Source organism: Kitasatospora sp. NPDC006697, from assembly GCF_042869935.1.
GTDB lineage: Bacteria > Actinomycetota > Actinomycetes > Streptomycetales > Streptomycetaceae > Kitasatospora.
In genome coordinates this window covers 160,639-182,544 of record NZ_JBIAGU010000020.1, presented here as the reverse complement: position 1 = coordinate 182,544, position 21,906 = coordinate 160,639, and the positions used below count along the sequence as shown (strand labels likewise).

General features: G+C 72.8%; 17 protein-coding genes and 2 CRISPR repeat arrays. Of the genes, 13 read left to right on the top strand and 4 right to left on the bottom strand.

Features of this window, described 5'->3' with window-relative positions; all coding sequences use genetic code 11:
- Positions 1-84: 84 nt before the first annotated feature.
- A CRISPR array of direct repeats spans positions 85-1,150; the repeat unit is 29 nt; unit sequence CGGCAGACCCCCGCTCGCGCGGGGAAGAG.
- A 166-nt stretch (positions 1,151-1,316) separates the two neighbouring features.
- From cas3 to ACFYNO_RS26260, 12 genes are all read left to right on the top strand, one after another.
- Positions 1,317-4,163, top strand: coding sequence for a CRISPR-associated helicase Cas3' (gene cas3, locus ACFYNO_RS26315; protein WP_388017300.1), 2,847 nt, complete (start codon positions 1,317-1,319; stop codon positions 4,161-4,163).
- Positions 4,164-4,371: 208 nt separating this feature from the next.
- Positions 4,372-5,877 (top strand): type I-E CRISPR-associated protein Cse1/CasA, encoded by a 1,506-nt coding sequence (casA, locus tag ACFYNO_RS26310; protein WP_388017297.1) that lies wholly within the window; start codon positions 4,372-4,374, stop codon positions 5,875-5,877.
- Between the two features lie 43 nt (positions 5,878-5,920).
- Complete coding sequence (gene casB / locus ACFYNO_RS26305; protein ID WP_388017294.1) at positions 5,921-6,655, top strand: type I-E CRISPR-associated protein Cse2/CasB; 735 nt, start codon at positions 5,921-5,923, stop codon at positions 6,653-6,655.
- Positions 6,656-6,711: 56 nt separating this feature from the next.
- Positions 6,712-7,875: a type I-E CRISPR-associated protein Cas7/Cse4/CasC gene (gene cas7e, locus ACFYNO_RS26300; protein ID WP_388017291.1), complete on the top strand. Its 1,164-nt coding sequence runs from the start codon at positions 6,712-6,714 to the stop codon at positions 7,873-7,875.
- On the top strand, positions 7,872-8,693 hold the full coding sequence (gene cas5e / locus ACFYNO_RS26295) for a type I-E CRISPR-associated protein Cas5/CasD (RefSeq protein WP_388017288.1): 822 nt from the start codon (positions 7,872-7,874) through the stop codon (positions 8,691-8,693). The genes cas7e and cas5e overlap by 4 nt, the downstream gene beginning before the upstream one ends.
- Positions 8,690-9,343 carry a type I-E CRISPR-associated protein Cas6/Cse3/CasE gene (gene cas6e, locus ACFYNO_RS26290; RefSeq protein WP_388017285.1) on the top strand — a complete coding sequence of 218 codons (654 nt, stop codon included), beginning with the start codon at positions 8,690-8,692 and terminating at the stop codon, positions 9,341-9,343. The genes cas5e and cas6e overlap by 4 nt, the downstream gene beginning before the upstream one ends.
- Before the next feature lie 68 nt (positions 9,344-9,411).
- Positions 9,412-10,335 carry a type I-E CRISPR-associated endonuclease Cas1e gene (cas1e, locus tag ACFYNO_RS26285; RefSeq protein WP_388017315.1) on the top strand — a complete coding sequence of 308 codons (924 nt, stop codon included), beginning with the start codon at positions 9,412-9,414 and terminating at the stop codon, positions 10,333-10,335.
- Between the two features lie 37 nt (positions 10,336-10,372).
- Entirely contained in the window at positions 10,373-10,693 is a 321-nt protein-coding gene (cas2e, locus tag ACFYNO_RS26280; protein WP_388017282.1) for a type I-E CRISPR-associated endoribonuclease Cas2e, read from the top strand.
- 21 nt (positions 10,694-10,714) lie between these two features.
- Positions 10,715-13,366: a CRISPR direct-repeat array (repeat unit 29 nt; unit sequence CTCCGCCCCGCGCGAGCGGGGGTCTGCCG).
- Positions 13,367-13,448: 82 nt separating this feature from the next.
- Positions 13,449-13,631 (top strand): hypothetical protein, encoded by a 183-nt coding sequence (locus ACFYNO_RS26275; protein WP_388017279.1) that lies wholly within the window; start codon positions 13,449-13,451, stop codon positions 13,629-13,631.
- A gap of 48 nt (positions 13,632-13,679) precedes the next feature.
- The gene (locus tag ACFYNO_RS26270) at positions 13,680-14,858 is read left to right on the top strand and encodes a glycosyltransferase (RefSeq protein ID WP_388017276.1); all 1,179 of its coding nucleotides are present in this window, start codon (positions 13,680-13,682) and stop codon (positions 14,856-14,858) included.
- Between the two features lie 238 nt (positions 14,859-15,096).
- On the top strand, positions 15,097-15,255 hold the full coding sequence (locus ACFYNO_RS26265; protein WP_388017273.1) for a hypothetical protein: 159 nt from the start codon (positions 15,097-15,099) through the stop codon (positions 15,253-15,255).
- Positions 15,256-15,267: 12 nt separating this feature from the next.
- Positions 15,268-15,561, top strand: a complete 294-nt coding sequence (locus ACFYNO_RS26260) for a hypothetical protein (protein WP_388017270.1) — start codon at positions 15,268-15,270, stop codon at positions 15,559-15,561.
- Positions 15,562-15,605: 44 nt separating this feature from the next.
- Here the strand turns inward: ACFYNO_RS26260 and ACFYNO_RS26255 are convergent, their stop codons facing one another.
- From ACFYNO_RS26255 to ACFYNO_RS26240, 4 genes are read right to left on the bottom strand one after another with little or no spacing between them, the layout of a single operon-like run.
- Positions 15,606-16,454, bottom strand: a complete 849-nt coding sequence (locus ACFYNO_RS26255; protein ID WP_388017267.1) for a hypothetical protein — start codon at positions 16,452-16,454, stop codon at positions 15,606-15,608.
- Positions 16,455-16,494: 40 nt separating this feature from the next.
- The gene (locus ACFYNO_RS26250; RefSeq protein ID WP_388017264.1) at positions 16,495-16,932 is read right to left on the bottom strand and encodes a hypothetical protein; all 438 of its coding nucleotides are present in this window, start codon (positions 16,930-16,932) and stop codon (positions 16,495-16,497) included.
- 36 nt (positions 16,933-16,968) lie between these two features.
- Positions 16,969-17,928, bottom strand: a complete 960-nt coding sequence (locus ACFYNO_RS26245) for a hypothetical protein (protein ID WP_388017261.1) — start codon at positions 17,926-17,928, stop codon at positions 16,969-16,971.
- A gap of 41 nt (positions 17,929-17,969) precedes the next feature.
- Positions 17,970-18,422: a hypothetical protein gene (locus ACFYNO_RS26240; protein WP_388017258.1), complete on the bottom strand. Its 453-nt coding sequence runs from the start codon at positions 18,420-18,422 to the stop codon at positions 17,970-17,972.
- Between the two features lie 238 nt (positions 18,423-18,660).
- Between ACFYNO_RS26240 and ACFYNO_RS26235 the strand changes: the two genes are divergently transcribed.
- On the top strand, positions 18,661-21,903 hold the full coding sequence (locus ACFYNO_RS26235; protein WP_388017255.1) for a tetratricopeptide repeat protein: 3,243 nt from the start codon (positions 18,661-18,663) through the stop codon (positions 21,901-21,903).
- Positions 21,904-21,906 lie beyond the last annotated feature (3 nt).

Sequence of the window (21,906 nt, the reverse complement as noted above, 5' to 3'; positions counted from 1 at the left end):
TCGGATGGCGCCAAGCCGGAACGACGTCAGCCGGACGCCCCAGCGGATTTTCTACCCGTCAGGGTGCCGCCGTAGGCGTTCGGATTACTAACCCCCGCTCGCGCGGGGAGGAGCCCGAACGCACCCGCGAGGTCCGCTTCACCGGCGGCAGACCCCCGCTCGCGCGGGGAGGAGCGGACGGAAACCTCCGCCACGACCTGGTACGACGGCAGAGCCCCGCTCGCGCGGGGAAGAGCCTTGTCGATAAGTGCCCGAGGACACACCGGGCGGCAGACCCCCGCTCGCGCGGGGAAGAGCGGGTGATGCTCTGGGTGTTGCCGATGATGGCCGGCAGACCCCCGCTCGCGCGGGGAAGAGCCGGTGAACATGGCGCGGTACTGGTCGCGGGCCGGCAGACCCCCGCTCGCGCGGGGAAGAGCGCCGAGGAGGGCTGACCGTGGACGTGATTCGCGGCAGACCCCCGCTCGCGCGGGGAAGAGCGCACCCGGGGCAGCGACAGGTCGTAGGCCAGCGGCAGACCCCCGCTCGCGCGGGGAAGAGGGAACCGGGGCGAGTAGGCCCGGCCGCACATCGGGCAGACCCCCGCTCGCGCGGGGAAGAGGCCCACTTCAGCGGGGTGACGGTGGGGCCGGGCGGCAGACCCCCGCTCGCGCGGGGAAGAGGGTGAGCAAGTCGGAGGGATGCGGCGGGAACTCGGCAGACCCCCGCTCGCGCGGGGAAGAGGCCGCCGCCCACACCAGGGTCTTCTCCGCCAGCGGCAGACCCCCGCTCGCGCGGGGAAGAGTGCGCGTAGGCCGCGATGGCGTCCGCGATGGCCGGCAGACCCCCGCTCGCGCGGGGAAGAGGACGCAGATCAAGCAGGACCTCGACCTGTAACCGGCAGACCCCCGCTCGCGCGGGGAAGAGACCTTCGGGCCGATCGCCGCGCCCAGGTCCTGCGGCAGACCCCCGCTCGCGCGGGGAGGAGGCGTATTCGTGCACGTCTGCGGTAGGCGCGTCCGGCAGACCCCCGCTCGCGCGGGGAGGAGGCGGGCGGCGCCCGCAGCATCGCCATGGGCACCGGCAGACCCCCGCTCGCGCGGGGAGGAGGCACAAGCCCCCCGGGACAGGATCTCGGGGGGCGGCAGACCCCCGCTCGCGCGGGGAGGAGACTTCCTGACCTGCACCGCTAGGAGGGGTTTGCCATTTCTTGACTGTCCGTCAGATTGCTTATCACGCATCAGATATACCGGATTTCGATGCCATGCCGTGCGGTCTGGTGGATGTGAGGCTGGCTCGGGGTGGGTTGTCAGTGGGTGGTGGTAGTCCTTGTGCTCATGACCGAGGAAAGTCGATCGATTGCCCAGAGTGATGTGTCCGGGGTTGACTCACGGCTCTGGGGGAAGAGCGCGGAACTGCCCCGCCCGTATCCACTGATCTGTCATCTGCTGGATGTCGCTGCTGTGGCAGGCGAGTTGTGGGACCGGTTCGTGAGTGTGCGGATCCGGGAGCGCATGGCAGTGGAGCTGGGGGTGTCGGAGGCGGATTGCCGTCGGCTGGTGTGCTTCTGGGCGGGGCTGCACGACGTGGGGAAGGTCTCGCCGCCGTTCCAGGTGATGGATCCGGTCGCATTTTCGGCGGTGTGCGCGGATCAGCGGTACGGGGCGGCGGCCGATCTCGCTGCCGCCGGGCGGGGGTTGCGGCACGAGACGGCCACGCACTGGGCGCTGGTGGAGGTCCTGGCGGAGTTCGGCTACCCGCTGGGCAGGCTGGTGGCGCTGTCCTCGGCGCATCAGGTCGCGCAACTGCTGGGCGGCCACCACGGTTGCTTCGCCGAGGTGCCGCAGTTGAAGAAGATCGCGAATCCCGCGGTTCATCAGCTCGGTCTGGGTGACGGTGGCTGGCGGGATCAGCGGGTGGAGCATGTGGCGGCCGTGCGCCGGCTGACGGGTGCGCTCGCTGTCCCGGAGACGGTGCTGTCGGGGTCTACGGCCGCAGTCGTGACGGGTCTGGTCGTCGTTGCGGACTGGCTGGCCAGTCAGATCGGGGCCATCGAGCCCAGGCTGCCGCCACCGGGCTGGCAGGCCAACGCTGAGCAACTTGACCGGCACTACCGGGAGTCCATTGCCCTCGCACCGTCGTTGGTGCGGGAGGCCGGACTCGGGCGGGCGGAGTTCGTGGAGCGCGCGTTCGAGGAAGCCTTCCCGTTCCAGCCGAACAGGCTGCAGGCCGACATCGCCGCCCGTCTCCCCGAACTGCTGGACGGTCCAGGTCTGTTGCTGGTGACCGCACCGACCGGAGATGGCAAGACGGAGGCCGCCCTGCACGCCGCGGCTCTGATGGCCCGGGCCGCGGGGGCGAGCGGGCTGTACTTCGCGCTGCCGACCATGGCGACGGCTGATGCAATGTACGGGCGGGTGCGCCGCTTCGCGTCGGGGAACATCGCGGGCGAGCGCGCGCTGACGCTGCTGCACAGCATGGCCTGGCTCAGCCCGGCCTACGCTGAACCGATCGACGGCGCGGCGGCCCGGGTGCTGTCGGACGGCGCGACGGGCCTGGAGGCGGGCAAGTGGCTGCGTACGGGACGGCGCGGACTGCTGGCCCCGTTGAGCTGCGGGACCATCGACCAGGCGCTGACCGCCGTCCTGCCCGTGCGGTACAACGTGCTGAGGCTGCTGGGCCTGTCGGACAAGGTGCTCGTAGTGGACGAGGCCCATGCCTACGGCCCTTGGATGCACAGCCTGCTGGTGCGGCTCCTGGAGTGGCTCGGCGCGCTGGGGGCGCCGGTGGTACTGCTCTCGGCGACGCTGACCGGCAAGGCGGCCTCCACCCTGGTCGAGGCCTACCGGCGGGGCGCGGGCCACAAGGACCGGATCGCGGTGGAGCCGCGCTACCCGGGGTGGCTGTACGTCGATGCCGGGACCGGCGACGTGCGCGCATCGCGGCCGGTCGGCAGCGACCGTGCCCGGAAGCTGACGCTGGACACCCGCCGTGTGCTCTGGGACGTGAGCGAGGACCCGTCTCAGGAGCCGAAGCAGGGCTCGCGTCGCGCGGTGCTGCGCGAACTGCTCGCACCGGCCGTGGACCAGGGCGGGTGTGTGCTGGTCTGCTGCACCACCGTGGCGGAGTCCCAGCGCACCTTCCGCGACCTGAAATTCGCCTTCCCCGAACTCGCCGAGCGGGAAGGCGGACTGCGGCTGCTGCACTCGCGCTATCCGGCCTTCGAGCGCCAGCGGATCAGCGAGGAATGTGAGGCGGCCTTCGGCAAGCCCGCAGACGCCGAACAGGCAGGCCAGGTGCGCAGCGGATCGGTGCTGGTGGCCACTCAGATCGTCGAGCAGTCGCTCGACCTGGACTTCGACCTCGTGGTCAGCGACCTGGCTCCGCTCGCCCAGTTGCTGCAGCGGGCCGGGCGCGGCAAGCGGCACGCCCGCTCCCGCCGGCCCGCCTGGACGGGAGATCCACAGGAGCCGCGCCTGGTTGTCCTGGAGCCGCTGTGCGACGACGGTGCCGTTGCGGCGCCCAGGACTTGGGGCTCGGTCTACGACGCCTCGCTGCTGCATCGCACCAGCCTGCTGCTGGAGCGGAGGGTCAGTGCCGTCATCGATGTGCCCGGCGACGTCCAGGAGTTGATCGATGCGGTCTACGCCGACGACTTCTCCGACCACCTCGCCCAGGCCGCCAAGCGCGACCGGCTCGCCGTGATGGACGCCGAGCGCCTCGCCGACGAAGCCGCCCAGCACCACCTCGCGAAGATGGTGGAGATCGGCGCGCCCGCCGACATCAACGGAGACCTGTCGCCGCTCAGCAGGACCGGCCCGGGAATCACCGAGGAACTGCTGACCACCCGCCTGGGCGCGGACAGCGGCCGCGCAGTCTGCGTCTACCTCCAGCCCGACGGCTCCCGCACGCTCGACGCCGAGGGCACGACGGCCCTGCCGGACCCGCCAGGGCGCGCACCGGCGCGCACGGACGTCGCGTTGGTCATGCGGCACACCGTCCCACTCCCGGGACGGTGGCTCGCCGGCCGCACTGCGGAGCATGAGGTTCCGCGCTCCTGGCGCACCCTGCCCGTGCTCGCTGACCTCGCACTCCTGCCGATGCGGCAAGCGGGAGGCCGCTGGACCTGTCGGCTCGGAGACCGCGAGATCGAAATCTCAGACCTCGGCATATCTGAGAACTAGCCATTCACACACGGCACTTGATGTAGCGTTAGGCGAGCTGTTCCGGTGCGCTGAAATCCACCGGAACAGCTCCTGCCCCGCTTGCGCGGGGAACGGGTAGCCGCTGACGTCACCGATCCACACACGGCACGGCTGACCCCCGCTCAATGCGGGGAACCCGTTGCAGCCTACCCAGCTCTGCCCTGACCAGCCCATGATCGGAGGCGGCGTGCCGCCCGATACCACGCCCAGCTTCAACCTGTTCGACGAACCCTGGCTCCCCGTGCGCTGGCGCGACGACACGCAGGGACCCGCCCCCGAAGCCGTCGGACTGCAGCAACTCCTGCTCCGCAGCCACGAGATCACCCAGATCGCGATCGCGCTCCCGCCCGCGCTCTCCGCGCTCTACCGCATCCTCTACGCCATCACCGCCCGCATCACCGCACTCGACGAGGCCGACCCCGGCAACTGGCGCAAACGGCGCCTGGACGTGTGCGACCGCGGCAGTCTCGACCCCGCCGCCGTCACCGAGTTCGCGCAGCGCCACCACGCCCGCTTCGACCTGTTCGACGCCAAGCACCCTTTCCTCCAGGACCCGCGTCTGGCCCACGAGTGCGATCCGCAGAACACCGCGGGGGTCAACAAGCTGATCACCACGCGCCCTTCGGGCAACAACCACTCGTGGTTCCGCCATGGTTCCGATGCCGCGCCCGACCTGCCGTCCGCCGATCAGGCCGCTCTGCACCTGCTCGTCTGGCACTACTACGGCCCGTCGGGCCGCTGCTCCAGCCGAACCGTCGGCGCTGAGAAGGCCGCGAACATGCTCGCCGGCCCGCTGCGCAGCACCCTGTCCTACCACCCCGAGGGCGGCACCCTCTTCGAGACGCTGCTTGCCGGCCTGACCCAGCCCGAGAGTATCGTCAGCCGTGCCGCGGACCTGTGCCCCTGGGAACGCGACGAGCAGCCGGACCCGGTGACGGGCCTTCCGGAACTCTCCGGACCCTGCTCGGAGTTGACATCGCGATCGCAGCACGCCGTCCTCCTGGTGCCGGACGCGGACGGGCAGCACGTCCGCGATGCGTTCATCACCTGGGCCTACCGCCGCAAGGTTCCGAGGGTGGGGGACCCGTACCTGATCTGGCAGACGAGCAAGGACGGGAACCCCTACCCTCGGCCGGCCGACTCCGGGCGCGCGCTGTGGCGGGACTTGGACGCGCTGCTGCTGCAGAACCCCAGCGGCTCCGCCCAACCCCAGCGCCCCGCCGTCTTCCGCACGGCCTTCGACATCTCCGACGACCTGCGGGTGCGAGCCCTCGGCTTCGAACAGGACGGTCAGGCCAAGGACACCCAGTTCGTCGACGCCTCCACCCCGCCGGTACTGGGCCTGGCTGAGGACCTCGAGCCCCAACTGGCCCCGCGGATCGGCAACCTGAGGTTCACTGGCGAGACCTACGGCAGACGACTGGACCGCGCGGTGAAGAAGGCCTGGGCCGCCTACACCGATGCCCCGAAGATCGCCGACTGCACTTGGTCACTGGAAGCCGGAACCCGGTACTGGCCCGCGGCGGAGCACGAGTTCTGGAAGCGGCTGAACAACCGGGACTTCGACACCGCACCAGCCGCGTTCCTGCGCCTGGCCGAACACGCCTTCGACGACGTCACCGCCCGAGCGCTGGGCACCCTGCGCGGCGCCAAGGCATGCAGCAAGGCCAGGGCCGAGCTGTACCGCGCGTAGGAAGCGGCTCCATCCGCAGAGTTCCCCCTTCATGGAGAAGCACATGAGTGACACCTCCGCCGGCTCGCACGAACCGGCGACGGGACTCCAACTCCCCTCTGGTGAAGGATCGCTGGCGCATGCCAGGGCCTTCGTCCGCACGATCGACAAGCGCTGTCACAGCGACCCGGGCGTGCGCAGCGCACTGCGGCGCGGTGTCGGCCGGTCCCTGGACGAGGTGCCGTTCATGCACCGGTACGTCGCGTCCTGGCTGACGGCCGAGCAGTTCCGCAATCCCGAAGCCCAGCGCGCGTACTACGCCGTCGCCTCCCTGATCGCCGACCAGCGGCGCGACCAGTACACCTCCGCCAACGAGTCCGCCGGCGCAGACAGCGAGCAGCCTGCCGATGGTGCTTCTGGTCCCACGCCGGACAGCGGGCAGGCCGACGGCGCAGCACCCAAACGCCGCTACGGCACCAGCCTGGGATCGGCCTTCGCCGCGGCAGTCAGGAAGGGCGACGACGGAATCCGGGAGAGCTCGGCCGAGACACGCCTGAACCAGCTGACCCGGCAGAGCGCAAACGGCCTGCACCGCCACCTGCCCGGTGCTATCCGCCAGTTGCGTTCTCGGAACATCGACGTCGACTATGCGCAGTTGTTGGTCGACCTGATCGGCTGGCCCCGCTACTCAGGCAGCATCAAGCGCCGCTGGCTGCAGGACTACTACCGCACCATCCAGCCCAGGCCGACCGACGGTCCCAGCCCCGACCAAGTCCCGGAGGCCGCGGAAAAGGCCTGACGACCCGGACCGCCCGCACCCCACCGCCCTTGCCGTTCAAAGGAAAAGAGCAGACCATGAGCGCCGACGCCACTGCCCAGGCCCGGTTCATCGACATCCACATCCTGCAGAGCGTGCCGTTCGCGAACCTGAACCGCGACGACAACAACTCCGTCAAGACCGTCCGCTACGGCGACACCGACCGCACCCGGGTCAGCAGCCAGTCCTGGAAGCGCGCCGTGCGCGAGTACTTCCAGCACGCCATCAAGGACAGCGCGCTGCGCACCCGGCGCATCGGCGAGCGCGTCGAGCGCCTGCTGGAGACCGAGCGCGGCTGGCCCGGCGCTCTTGCCCGCCGAGCCGGTCAGCACGCCGCTGCGGGCAGCAGCATCAAGTTCGAGGTGGACAAGAAGACCCCGGTGGTACTGACCAACGCCATGGTCTACGTCCCGGAGAGCGCTGTCGCCGAACTCGCCGACCTTGCCGAGGAGTTCCGGGACGCCATCGAGGCAGGCAAGGACATCGCAAAGCCCTCCGACAAGAGCGTGCTGCCCAAGGAGCGCATCGACGCCATCCTGCGCACCCGCAACGGAGTGATCAACCTGTTCGGCCGGATGCTCGCCGAGGTCGACGACGCCGGCGTCGACGGAGCCGTCCAGGTCGCCCACGCCCTGACCACCCACGCCACCGACGTCGAACTCGACTACTTCTCCGCCGTCGACGATGTCACTTCGCACTGGGGCGACGCCACCGGCAGCGCCCACATGGGCCACGCCGAGTTCAGCGCCGGCGTGTTCTACCGGTACGCCACTCTCGACATCGCCGATCTGCTGGCCAACCTCGGCGGCGACACCGACTCCGCGCGCCAGCTGGCCGCCGCCTTCGCCGAGGCGTTCATCCTGTCCCTGCCGCAGGCCAAGAAGACCGCCACCGCCCCGCACACGATTCCCGACCTGGTCCACATCAGCGTGCGCTCCGACCGTCCGCTCTCCTACGCCGCCGCGTTCGAGGCTCCCGTCACCTCCCACCGCGACGGCGGCTATGCCGCTGCCTCCCGAACCGAGTTGGCCGCCTACGCCACCGCGGCCGGCAAGCTGCTCGGCGGCCGCGGCACCCTGGCGGCCGGCTGGGCCGGTCTCGGTGACAAGGACCTCGGCGGCCTGGGCGAGCGTGTCGACTCGTTCCCGGCGCTGATCGAACTCGCGGTCGGTACCGCGCTCACCACCCAGGCCGCCGCGTGAACCCCGACCACCAGCCGCACCACCGGCCCGGGCTGCTCCTGCACCTGTCCGCACCGCTGCAATCCTGGGGCGAGCGCAGCCAGTTCAACGAGCGCGACACCGCGGCGTTCCCCACCCGCTCGGGCGTCGTCGGCCTGCTCGCCGCGGCCCTCGGACGCCGCCGCCACGAACCGATCGACGACCTCGCCCGGCTGTCGCTGACCGTGCGCACCGACCGCCCCGGCGTCCTGCTGCGCGACCTGCACACGGTCGGCGGCGGCCTGGCCGGCCGCGACACCGTCACCACCGCCGACGGCAAGAAGCGAAGCGGCGCCACCGCCACCCTGCTGTCCCATCGCGACTACCTGGCGGACGCCGCCTTCACCGCAGCCCTCACCGGTACGGACCAGGACCTGCTCGCCGACTGCGCGGCGGCACTGCGCGCACCAGCCTGGCCGCCCTACCTCGGCCGGCGCTCCTGCCCTCCCGAAGGCCCGCTGCTGATCGGCCTGCTGGACCAGCCGCTGCACCACCTGGTCCACCTGCCGATCGCCAGGCGTGCCCGCGCCGCTTCCGGCCTCTCGCCGTCGGTGCGGGTTCTCTTCCACGGCGATCGGCCCCTGGACCGGTTGCCCGTCCCGCCCGGAGACGGAGACGACGGGTCGTCGCCTTCCGGGCAGATCACCGACGATCCGCTCGGCTTCCACCCCCGCACCCGCGCCTACCGCGCCCGGCCCCGCTACCAGCGCGCCATCGAGCTGCCTGCCGACCAGTGCGCCGGCCACGGCACCGCCTACCTCACCGAGCTGAACAACTACCTTGAAGGGAGCAGCACATGAGCCTGTGGCTTTCCCGCATCCTGCCCGACCAACGCCACGGCGGCGCCCGCAAGGACCTGGCCGCGGCCGTGGACATGCACCACCGCCTGATGTCGTTGTTCCCCGACCACATCGGAGACGAAGCCCGCGCTGCGCTCAAGATCCTCTTCCGAGTCGAGGACAGTGCCACGGGCCCGCAGATCCTGCTGCAGAGCGCTCAGCCCCCGGACGCCGACCGCCTCCCGGCCGGCTACGGCAGCATGGTCACCAAGCCGCTCGGCCCGTTGCTGGACGCCCTGCAACCTGATCTGCCAGTCCGCTTCCGCATCGCCGCAAGCCCGATCCGCAAGCCCGGCCGCACCACCCGGGAGCTGTACAAGCTCAGCGCCGTCGTCCCGCTCAGCGGAGCCGCGGCCGACGAGTGGTGGACCCGCCAAGCCGAAGCCTCCGGACTCAAGATCACCACCCTGCACTCCGTCCCGCTCGACGCCGCCACCGGCACCCGCCGCCAGGACAGCAACCGCATCAAGCACAACCGCACCCAGTTCGACGGCACCGCCGTCATCACCGACCCCGCCCTGCTGCGCACCCGCATCACCGACGGCATCGGCAAGGGCAAGGCCTACGGCTGCGGCCTGCTCAGCATCGCACCCGCCGGGCGGCGCCCGTGACACCCCCAGGCAAGCACAGCAACAGCAGCACAACGGCCCGCCGCAAACTCGCCGCGCCTACCGTGGCGATGCTGCCCCGGGTCGCGGACTCACTGTCGTTCCTGTACCTCGACATCGTCCGCATCGTCCAGGACGACACCGGCGTCTGCGCCGAAGTCACCGTCCCCGAACGCGGCACCGAACTCGTCTACCTACCCACCGCCGCCCTCAGCTGCGTCCTCCTCGGCCCCGGAACCTCCATCACCTCCCGGGCCCTGGCCACCTTCGCCCGCCACGGCACCACCGTCATCGCCACCGGCTCCGGCGGAGTGCGCTGCTACGCCGGCATCGTCCCCGACTCCATGAGCACCACCTGGCTCGAACACCAAGCCCGGTCCTGGGCCGACGACACCCGGCGCGCCGCCGTCGCCACCGCCATGTACGAGCAGCGATTCGGCACCGGAGAAGCACCGGCCGGCGCGACCATCGCCCAACTGCGCGGCCTGGAAGGCCAACGCGTCAAGGCCCACTACCGCCTCCTCGCCCAGCAGTACCGCATCGGCCGCTTCCGCCGCGCCTACGACCCCGCCTCCTGGGACACCCAGGACCCGGTCAACCTCGCTCTCTCCTCCGCGAACACCTGCCTGTACGGCATCGTCCACGCCGCGATCGTCGCCCTCGGCTGCTCACCGGCGCTCGGCTTCGTACACAGCGGCAACCAACAGGCATTCGTATACGACGTCGCCGACCTCTACAAGGCCGAACTCACCATCCCGCTCGCCTTCTCCCTGCACAACTCCACGCACCCGGAGCAGGAGGCCCGCCGCAGCTTCCGGGACGGCCTGCGCCTGTTCCAGCTCCTGCCCCGCATCGTCACCGACATCCAGCGCCTGCTGGCACCTGACGCAGACATCACCGCCCCGGATCCCAACGAGCAACTCGTCGACCTGTGGGACCCGATCAGCGGTCCCATTCCAGGAGGCGTCAACTACGGCGGGGCGGGGGGACTGTGATGGCGCGAGGCTGCCAGGGGAACGATGAGGCGATGCCATGGCTTCCATGATCGCGCTGTCGGTCACCGCCGTCCCCGACCACGTCCGAGGGGCTCTGACCCGGTGGCTGCTCGAAGTCACCCCCTATCTGTATGTCGGTACCGTCTCCGCCAAGGTCCGCGACGAACTCTGGGCCGCCGTCAGCGCCTGCGCAGGCGACGGCGTCGCGGTCCTTGTCCATCCAGCGGCCAACGAGCAGGGCTTCGAACTGCGCACTGCGGGAGAACAACGACGGGAACCACGAGACTTCGACGGCCTGACCCTCCTCGCTTTTACGCCCCCCACCCTGACGGATAGTCAAGGAACGGCAAACCCCTGACAACGCTGCAGGTCAGGAAGTCTCCGCCCCGCGCGAGCGGGGGTCTGCCGCCCGCGAGCCTGGGTACCTACGAGACGAGCGACTCCGCCCCGCGCGAGCGGGGGTCTGCCGACACGGCGGCGGCGCTGACCAGCAGCACCAGCCTCCGCCCCGCGCGAGCGGGGGTCTGCCGGTCGACCGGGACACCGTTGGCGAGCACCGCGACTCCGCCCCGCGCGAGCGGGGGTCTGCCGGAGACACCATGGCCAGCACCGCGACCACCACGCTCCGCCCCGCGCGAGCGGGGGTCTGCCGGTCGGAGTCGATCTTCTTCACCATGGACGGACCTCCGCCCCGCGCGAGCGGGGGTCTGCCGTCGGCGAACCGCTGCCGGCAGCGCTCGGCGCGCTCCGCCCCGCGCGAGCGGGGGTCTGCCGATCGTTCTGCCGCCCGAGCTGCTGCTCCAGCGCTCCGCCCCGCGCGAGCGGGGGTCTGCCAGCCGAGCGGCGGGTCCCCAGCGTCGGTCCGGCCTCCGCCCCGCGCGAGCGGGGGTCTGCCGATCGTTCTGCCGCCCGAGCTGCTGCTCCAGCGCTCCGCCCCGCGCGAGCGGGGGTCTGCCGACGGTCGTCACCGTCGACTCCGACGGAGCCCTCTCCGCCCCGCGCGAGCGGGGGTCTGCCGACGGCGCCGAGCACGTCGCCCCACGTGGCGGCCTCCGCCCCGCGCGAGCGGGGGTCTGCCGCCGCAGAAGGCGGCGGTCATCGCCGAGGCCCTCTCCGCCCCGCGCGAGCGGGGGTCTGCCGGAACCCGCGGAGGCGGCAGCGGCGGACGGGGACTCCGCCCCGCGCGAGCGGGGGTCTGCCGTGGACGCCGCGGCGCATCTGGTCTTCTGCGAGCTCCGCCCCGCGCGAGCGGGGGTCTGCCGTGGGCTTCGCGGTGGCTGTCGGGCCCCTTGCGCTCCGCCCCGCGCGAGCGGGGGTCTGCCGCCGTACGCCGGAATGTCGACGGGGCCGATCTGCTCCGCCCCGCGCGAGCGGGGGTCTGCCGGCGAGCTGATGCACCACCAGCCGGAAGGCGGCCTCCGCCCCGCGCGAGCGGGGGTCTGCCGAGGTAGAGGCCCCCGAGGATGGCGGCGGCGCCCTCCGCCCCGCGCGAGCGGGGGTCTGCCGTATTGTGCCGTGCACACGGTACTTGAGCTGGGCTCCGCCCCGCGCGAGCGGGGGTCTGCCGCTCGAACAGTCGAATCCGCTGTGGCTGCTCGCCTCCGCCCCGCGCGAGCGGGGGTCTGCCGATCTCGGATTCCTGCTTGCTGCCCCGCTGGCCCTCCGCCCCGCGCGAGCGGGGGTCTGCCGACATGGCTCCGCCGGGTCCGCCACAGAGGGGGCTCCGCCCCGCGCGAGCGGGGGTCTGCCGGAGAGCGGGGCGCTGGCCAGCACGGCCGCCGTCTCCGCCCCGCGCGAGCGGGGGTCTGCCGTTGGGGATGCACAGGCCGGCGGTCACGGTGGCCTCCGCCCCGCGCGAGCGGGGGTCTGCCGGCCATCGGCTCCGTGTTCACCGCCGCCACCTCCTCCGCCCCGCGCGAGCGGGGGTCTGCCGGCCATGGCCTGACCGGTCTTGGTGTCGGACAGCTCCGCCCCGCGCGAGCGGGGGTCTGCCGTTGACGTTGCCGCCGCCCATCTCCACGTCACTCTCCGCCCCGCGCGAGCGGGGGTCTGCCGCCCCCCGGGCGGCGCGCATTCGGTGGCCGAGCCTCCGCCCCGCGCGAGCGGGGGTCTGCCGGCGAACTACGGCAAGACCGAGTGGGCCCTGGTCTCCGCCCCGCGCGAGCGGGGGTCTGCCGCTACCCGGCCAGGTACTCGGGGTGCTCGGTGACTCCGCCCCGCGCGAGCGGGGGTCTGCCGCCCGCTGCTGTGCCGTCGCCCGCACCGCAGGCCTCCGCCCCGCGCGAGCGGGGGTCTGCCGAACCCGACGACCGAATTGAACACCGCGACGATCTCCGCCCCGCGCGAGCGGGGGTCTGCCGCAGTCCTGTACTTCTCGTCGGGTTTTTGTACGCTCCGCCCCGCGCGAGCGGGGGTCTGCCGCCGGACCTGGTGAAGAAGCCGGCCCCGGCCCTCTCCGCCCCGCGCGAGCGGGGGTCTGCCGCCGCCACCGAGCTCCCGGTGGGCCTGCTCCTGCTCCGCCCCGCGCGAGCGGGGGTCTGCCGGCCAGCCCTTGGCCCGCTCGCCGCCCTGCTCGCTCCGCCCCGCGCGAGCGGGGGTCTGCCGGGAATTACTGGAGTCCTTCCCTCCGCAACTACCTCCGCCCCGCGCGAGCGGGGGTCTGCCGGCGGCGGCCGCCGCCGCGGTGAAGCCGAAGGTCTCCGCCCCGCGCGAGCGGGGGTCTGCCGACCACCACCCCGCGGCTGACCCCCGTTCAGCGCTCCGCCCCGCGCGAGCGGGGGTCTGCCGCGGCGCATCCTGGAGGAAGCCGAGGCAGCTGCCTCCGCCCCGCGCGAGCGGGGGTCTGTCGTACGGCAAGTACGTGAGGTTCGGCCCCGAGCACTCCGCCCCGCGCGAGCGGGGGTCTGCCGAGCACTGGCGCCAAGAAGAGCACCAGTACGTCCTCCGCCCCGCGCGATCGGGGGTCTGCCGGTCGGGCCGTCGGGGGCGCCGGCGGGCTTGCCCTCCGCCGCGCGCGAGCGGGGGTCTGACGGCGGCCCGACCGTCCTCGTATGGGACAACCTCCGCCTCCACCCGACCAAGCTGCTACGAGAGTTCATCGAAGCGGACGCCGAGTGGCTGACCTGAACCCGCAGGAAGGCATCTGGTTGCTGGCCAAGTGCGACATCGGCAACCTCGCCGCCGCCGACCTCGGCCGGATCACCATGGCCGTGCAACGCAGGCTCACGCAGATTCAGTACCGCCCGGGTCTGGTCGACGGCTGCCTTGCCCGCACCGGCCCGATCAGGGACGGCTGAGCCGAGAATGCCACCCCTCCCGATGCCCTGGATTCCTAGGATCGGGCCATGCGCGTACTCTTCACCTCGCCTGCGGGAGTGGGCCACTTCATCCCTCTGATGCCCTTCGTCGACGGCTGTATGGCTCGCGGGGACGATGTCCTCGCGGTGGTGCCGCCGCCGCTGGAGCGCCTGCTCACGGAGCGGGGCATACCCTTCCGGACCGGGGCAGAGCCAGGTCAGGACCAGAGGGCAGCGATCCGCGACCGTCTGCCGAACGCATCCCGCGAAGAGGCGGCGGTGCTGGTCAACCGGGAACTGTTCGGGCGGCTGTGCACCGCGGCAATGATCCCTGCCGTTGAGGAGGCGTGCCGTCAGTGGCAGCCTGATCTGGTGCTGCACGACCCGTGCGAATACGCCTCGACGGTGGTCGCCGAGCGGCTCGGCATCCGGCACGCCCAAGTCGCGACCTCGCCGGCGGAGGTCGAGGCGTACTCCCTCGACCTCGCGGCGCCCGCGCTGGAGCAGTACGGCTCGCACCTGGTGGAGCGGCTGAAGGCGGCGCCCTACCTGACCCGTTTCCCGGCCTCGCTGGACCCATCCCCGTACACCGTGACCCGCCGTTTCCGGGAGACCAGCCAACCGGTCAACGCACCGAAAGCGCTGCCCGATTGGTGGGGCGAGCGCGCGGACCCTCTCGTCTACGTCACCTTCGGCACGGTGTCGGGAGGCACGCCGGCCGGCGTCGCAGCATGCCGGACGGCTGTGGAGGCGCTTGCCGGGCTGCCTGTGCGAGTGCTGCTTTCCGGCGGCCGAGCCACCGACCTGTCCGACATCGGACCGCTGCCGGACAACGTCCACGTCGAGGAGTGGGTCTCGGCCCCGGATGTGCTCGCCGCCGCATCGGTAGTGGTCTGCCACGGAGGCTCCGGCACCACCTTCGGCGCGTTGGCGGCTGGAACCCCGCTGGTCGTCATGCCGCTCCTCGCCGACCAGCCCACCAATGCGCGACGCGTCGAAGCCGCCGGCGCCGGAACGGCCGTCTTCCCCACAGGCGGCCCCGCAGACGCCATGGGCCTTCCCGGCCCCACCGACGTCCCGCGTCTGCGAGCAGCCGTCGCCACCGTTCTCGCTGACCCGTCATACCGGGAGGCAGCCGGCCGAATCGCCACCGAGATGCGGACTGCACCCACAGTCCACGAAACGCTCGGCTCGCTCACCGCCGGCTCGATCTCGGCTGGAGGCTGACACCACGGGTTCACTCTTTCTGATGCTCGGTCATGTTCCAACTCCCCGTCCGGTGAGCCTGCTGCTTTCATCATGCAGGTGCGACGAACAGAGCCACGACGTGCCGGGCGCCGAGTCCGAGGGTGCGGCCCCAGGGGGCTCGGCGTTGGGCGAACCAGTGGTGCTCCTGCTGCTTCCGGCGTGTGGCGGACCGTGCAACCCGCCCCCGCGCGGGTGACGGACGCGGTACCGTCGGTACATGTCTCAGCCCACTACCTGCAGCAAGTGCAACGGGAGCGGCGTCACCGGGCAGGTCCGCTACACCGTGATCACGAAGCCCGACGGCTCGCAGGAGCCTGTCACCGAGACGTTCACCGGGCCCTGCTCCGGTTGCAACGGCTCCGGCCGTACCTACTAGCAGGAGGACGCCATGCGCCTGGTCTTCCGCTGCATCGCCTGCGGCACGAGCTACCTGCCGCCCGAGAGCATGACCTATTCCGACGGGCCCGCGAGCCCGCTCTGGTGCACCGTCCACCAGGCAGTCGCGCGCGGCCGCGGCATCGCCGAGCCACCGGGTGCCGCCGCGGCGGCGCTTCTGATGGCCCGGCGACGGGCGGACGGCCCCGGCGTGGACGAGCCGGCGCGCCCCGACGTACGGCCCTCTCGCCCGGCCCGCACGCGGCGCGCACCCAAGCCCGGCGGCCGGCGGTCCAAGCTCAGCTGACGCCCGGTTGCCCGCCGCCGCGCTCGGCTCCGCGGGAGTGGGGGTCAGCCGGCCGGTTGCTGGGCGGCGAGGGTGAGCTGGTGCTGTTCGGCGGCGCGGTCGTGGTCGAGCTGGGCCTGGTGCAGGGTGATCTGGTGCTGCTGGTAGGCGGCGTCGACCGTGGACCAGGTGCCGATCAGGTCGGTCTGCTGCTTGCAGGCGATGTCGGCCAGGGCGGTGGCGATCTCCGCCGGACCGGGAGTCGGGGACTTCCAGTGCGGGTCGTTGTAGGCGTCCACCGGGGTGGCGTAGGCGTAGCCCTTGGCCTTCATGCAGCCGGACCAGGTGGCGAAGGCGGCGGTGACCCGCGGGTCGACGGTGGCCTGGTCGTAGCTCATGCTGTTGATCTGGCCGGCGAGTTGGGAGGAGCCGAGCGGGTCGGTGCCGGCCAGGCCGCGCTGCGCCTCGCCGTGGCAGCCGGTCAGGGCAGCCCGTTCGGGGGCGGGGAGATCGGCCGGCGGCGGTGGGCCGGACGGCTGTTGCGGGGCGGGGGCGGCGGTGTCGTGGTAGCCGAGGACGGCGGCCGCAGCCGGGTCGGTGGGGCCGTAGCGGCGGGCGACCTCGCTGCCGGTGCGCTGGCCGGTGAGCTCCGGCGGGGTCGGGAAGTCGAAGCCGTGGCGTTTCATGCAGGCGGCCGCGAGCGTCCAGACCGCGTGGTTCAGCCGGGCGTCCTGAGCCGGTGTCAGCAGGTAGTCCTCGATCGGCAGGCGGAGCCCGGCGGGGGCTGGCGAGGTGGTCGGGGCGGCGGTGGCGCGGTGGGCGGCGGCGCAGCCGCTCGCCGTGCAGGCCAGGGCGGCCGCGGTGAGGGCGAGGGCGGCGCGGACCGCCGGCCGGCGAGGGTGTGGGAGGAGCATGTCGGTGAACGCCTTCGCTGGGCGGGCCGGCGGGGCGCGGTCAGCCGCGGTAGTAGATCGAGAACGAGGCCTCGTTGTTGCGGGTGGTCATGAGGTTGCCCTCGCCGCCCGGCTCGATCAGGTCGTAGGCGCCCCAGCCGTAGGCGGCGCTGTTCACATAGACGTAGACGGACTGGTAGCCGCCGTTGGCTCCCCAGGCGGCGTTGTTCTTCACCCAGCAGCCGACGCAGTTGCCGCCGCTGGTGGTGGGGCCCTGGCCGAAGGTGGCACCGGCCAGGTCGGAGACCTCGGGGGCGTCCGAGTACCACTCGCCGCCCGCGCCGTTGCTGTTGTAGGTGAGGCAGAGCTGGACGCCGCAGATGTCCTCGTCGCCGCCGGGGATGGTGCCGGCGCTGGCCGGGGTGGCCAGCAGCAGGCCTCCGGCGGCGAGGCCGGCGGTAGCCGCGAACAGGGCGATCCGGGTGTGCAGTGCGGTCATCGTGTCCTCCTGGAGGGTCGGTTTCTCGGTGGTGGGTCAGCCGGCGGAGCCGGCGTTGCGGAGGGCGGTGTCGATGGACTGCCGGACCCGGGTCAGGTCCGCCGACCGGGTCCGGATGTCCTGCTCCTCCAGCTGTGACTCGGCGCCGAACCAGGCGGCGACCACGCCGGCCTGCTGCTTGCAGGCGACGTCGGCAGCGGCGGTGGCGATCTCCTGGGCCGACGGGGCGGGTGTGCGCCAGCGGGTGTCGTTGACGGCGCTCTGCGGGTTGTCGTACCGGTAGCCCTGGGCGGCCATGCAACTCGACCAGCGGGCGAAGGCCGCCGTCACCCCGGCGTCGGCCAGGGAGCGTTGGTAGTCCTGGAAGTTGATGTCGACGGCGGCCTGGTCGTCCTGGAGGATCCCGCCGCCGGCCGTCAGCGCCCGGTCCGCCTCGCCGACGCAGCCGCCGGGCGGGACCGCCAGCCCGTGGTAGGTGGCCGGGGCGGGCGGGGCACCGGGCAGCTGCGGTGCACCGGCACCGTGGCCGAGGACGGCGGCCAGGTCCGGCGGGAGCGCGGGTGCGCTCGGCTGCCCGTTCGCCGGGCGCTGGGCGTCCGGCGCGTGGTAGCCGTACGTCCGGGCGGTGTCCGGGTCGGTCGGGCCGTAGCGGTTGGCCATCTGGGAGCGGGGGCCGGCGGTCACGGCGGGCGTGTAGTCGGCGCCGAAGCGCTTCATGCACGAGCCGATCAGCGCGGCCCTGGCGGTCTGGAGCCGGGTGGAGTCGGCCGTGCTGAGCAGGTAGGCCTCGATCGGCAGGTGCAGGCTCGAGGCCGGGACGGCGACCGCCGGTGCCGCTGTGGTCGCCGCCGTCGTCGCGGCCGCCGCCGGTGGCCGCGGCCGGTTCCCCGGCCCGGCGGCGCACCCGGTGGCGGCCAGGCCGAGCGCGAGGCTCAGGCCCAGGGCGAGCAGGCCGTCAGCACCCCCGTGGCTGACCGGCCTCGGATGTCGTGGCATGGTCGCCGCCCGGGCCGCTCAGCGATCCGCCGGGCGGGTGCTCACGGGCACTCCTGGAAGAAGTCGAAGCACTGCGAGGCGTTGTTGTTCTTCACGTCCCTGTCCAGGTTGGCGCCCGCGTCGGGCCCGATGGTCTGGCGCGGGCCGGCGTTGCCGGAGTTGTAGTAGATGGTCACGGAGTAGTTGATGTCGTAGTCGTAGACCGACGCGGCGTTGTTCTTGACGTACTGCCCGGCCCCGCTGCCGTTGCCGCCGGCGAAGGTGTACCAGCTGTTGTAGAGGTAGTTCTCGGGAGTCTGGCTGTTCCCCGCGCTGTCGCCGAAGTACGAGCCCTGGAAGTTCGAGTTGTAGAAGAGGCAGGCGTCGTAGGACGGGCAGCTGCCCGGTCCGTCCGCGTAGGCGGGCGCGGCGGTCAGCAGACCGGTGCCCAGCAGGCCGGTGCCCAGCGCCGCGGTCGCCAGCAGTCCGGCGACGGTTCTGCGCCTGTGGTTCATGGGTTCTCCTCCGTGTGCTCGATCGGCTCGAAGTGCGTGAACTCGGCGGTGCGTTCCGCCGGTTGGCCGCCGGCAACGACACAGGTCCGGGGCTGCCGCGACGTCGCCGACTCTATGGACAGCCGTCCTCGGTCCGTCCTAACGTCGTCCTGATGCATGGTCGGCGAACTATCCGGGAGGGCGCGGTGAAGGCGGGGAGATGGGTTTAGGCCGCTTGGAGTTCGGGATCCTGGGACCGTTGCAGGCGCGGATCGGCGGACGGGAGGTGCCGGTCAACGGGCCGCGGCAGGCCAAGCTGCTCGCCGCCCTGCTGCTCGGCGCCAACCAGGTGGTCCCGATGGAGCGGCTGATCGAGGTGATGTGGGACGGCGACGGGCCCGCCACCGCCGTCCGGCAGATCCAGGACGTGGTCTCCGGGCTGCGCCGCAACCTGTCCGAGTGCGGCGTGCCGCCGGCCGTGATCGGCACGCACCGCGGCGGCTACCGGATCGAACTGGCCGTCGAGCAGCTCGATCTGACGGTCTTCGAGCGCGAGCGGGAGCTGGCCCGCGGCCGCCCGGCGCCGGCGGCCGTCGCCGGGCTCAGACGCGCGCTGGCCTGCTGGCGCGGCGCGGCGCTGGCGGATCTGCCCGGGCGGGCGCTGGAGGCCGACGCCGCCCGGCTCGGCCTCGCCCGGACGGGCGCGCTCAAGGAGTGCCTGGAGCTCGAACTCGGCCTCGGGCGGCACCGCGAGGTGGCCGAGGAGGTGACCGCCCTGCTGCTCCGCCACCCGCACGACGAGCAACTGGCCGAGCTGGCCATGCTGGCGCTCTACCGCAGCGGCCGCCAGGGCCAGGCGCTGGAGGTCTACGGGACCACCCGCAGCCGGCTGGCCGACGACCTCGGCGTCGACCCGATGCCGCCGCTGCGTGAGCTCCAGCGCCGCATCCTGAACGCCGACCCCGCCCTGGCGGCGCCCGCCGGCCCGGACCCCGGCCCGCCCGGCGAGCTCAGGCCGTCGGGGCCGTCCGCGCCGCCCGCTCGAGGGGCCCGCGAGCGTCTCGGCATCCGCTGCCAACTGCCCGTCGACACCCGCCTGTTCACCGGCCGGGCCGACGAACTGGACGCCCTGCTGCGGGCCGTCGACGAGGCACCGCGCGGCAGCGGCGCGGGCATGGTGGTGATCTCGGCGATCGACGGCATGGGCGGCGTCGGCAAGTCGGCGCTGGCCGTGCACGCCGCCCACCGGGTCCGCCCGATGTTCCCCGACGGGCAGTTCTTCCTCGACCTGCACGGCCACACCCCCGGTACCCCGCCGCTGACCGCCGCCGACGCGTTGGGCTGGCTGCTGCGCTCGCTCGGTGTGCCCGCCCAGCAGATCCCACACGACCTGGGGGAGCGGGCCGCGCTCTACCGCGACCGGATCGCCGACACCCGGACCCTGATCGTGCTGGACAACGCCGCCAGTACCGCCCAGGTCCGCCCGTTGCTGCCCGGTACCCCCGGCTGCCTGGTGCTGATCACCAGCCGCAAGCGGCTGACCGGCCTCGACGACGCGCACCTGCTGCCGCTCGACGTGCTGCCGCCGGCCGAGGCCGTGGCTCTGCTGCGCGAGGCCGCCGGACCCGGCCGGATCCCCGCGGACCACCCCGGGTGCGCCGAACTGGTGGGGCACTGCGGCTGGTTGCCGCTGGCGATCCGGATCGCGGCCGCCCGGCTGCGCCACGACCGGACCCTGCGGCTCGACCGGCTGAACGAGGAACTACGGGACGGACAGCAGCGGTTGTCCCGGATCAGCGACGAGGAGCGCAGCCTGGCGGCGGTCTTCGAGACCTCCTTCAGCGCGCTGCCGCCGGCCGAGCAGGAACTCTTCCGGCTGCTGGGCCGGTTCCCCGGGCCGGACTTCGACGCGTACGCCGCCGCCGCGCTGGCCGGCACCGACCATCGCAGTGCCGAGCGCCTGCTGGAGTCGCTGCTCGACCACAGCCTGCTCAGCCAGCACACCCCGGGGCGCTACCGGTTCCACGACCTGGTGGGCCTGTACGCGAGCGGCCTGGCCGAGCGGGTGCCCAATGATCTGACGGCCAGTCATGATCTGGCTCTGGAGCGCCTCTTCGGCTACTACCTGCACACCGCCAGGCTCGCCGACGGCTACCTCGCCCGCCGCCCACGCCCGCTCGCGGCACCGGCCGCCCTGCCGTCGGCCGCTGCCCCGTCGGCCGTCGCACCCCGGCTGCCCGACCGGACCGCCGCACTGGCCTGGCTGCGCGGCGAGCGCGGCAACCTGCTCGCGCTGAGCGCGGCCGCGCCCGGCGCATCAAGCGCATCAAGCGCACCAGGCGCATCAAGCGCACCAGGCGCACCAGGCGCGCCCGCCGGGCCCGCCCAGCCGGCCCGCCTGGCCCGCACGGTCGCGCTCGGCTCCGCCCTCGCCGCCTTCCTGCTGCTGGAGGGCCTGTGGACCGAGGCGGCCGACCTGCACCGCCGCGCGGCGGAGGCCGCCCGGGAGCTCGGCGACCCGCTCGCCGAGGCGGGCGCGCTGTGCGACCTGGGCCGGGTCCGGCACGCCACCGGCGACTACCAGGCCTCGGCCGAGCTCTACGAGCAGGCGCTGCCCCGCTACCAGCACCTCGGCGACCACCGGGGCGAGGCCGCCGGCCTGCACGAGCTGGGCCGCATCCGCGTGCTGACGGGGGACTACCTGGCCGCCGCCGAACTGCACGAGCGGGCGCTGGCCATCTTCCGGGAGCTCGGCGACCGCCCCGCCGAGGCCCGTGCGCTCTGCGACCTGGGCCGGGCCCGGCACGCCACCGGCGAATCCGCGGCGGCGGTCGGCCTGATGGAGCGGGTCCTGACGATCCACCGGGAGCTCGGCGACCGCCGCGGGGAGGCGGGTGCGCTGCACGACCTCGGCTACGTGCTGCACGAGACCGGCGACTCCCCGACGGCCATCCGCCTGCACGAGCGGGCGCTGGGCATCTACCGCGAACTCGGCAGCCGCCAGGGCGAGGCGACCGTGCTGTGGAGTCTGGCCCGGGCCCGGCACGAACTCGGCGACCACCCGGCGGCGGTGGAGCTCTACGAGGATGCGCTGGCCATCTGCCGGCGGATCGGCAGCCGGCAGAGCGAGGCCGACGCCCTGCACGGCCTGGGCCGGGTGCGGCATGCCGACCACGACCTGCCGGCCGCCGAGCCGCTGTACCGGCAGGCGCTGGCCATCTACCGGGAGATCGGCAGCCGCCCCGGCGAGGCCGCGCTGCTCGCCGACCTGGCCGCACTGGTCGCCGACATCGGCGAAGCCGCGCAGGCGCTCGACCTCTACCGGCAGGCCCTGGACCTGGCCCAGCAGATCCACAGCCCGAGGGACCAGGCCCGCGCACTGGAGGGCCTTGCCCGCTGCGCCACCCTGCTCGGCGACCCCGCCGCCGCCCGGACCGCGCTGCGCAGGGCCGCCGTTCTCTATCAGGGGCTGGGCGCGGGCGCGGTCGGCGGCCCGGGGTGAGTG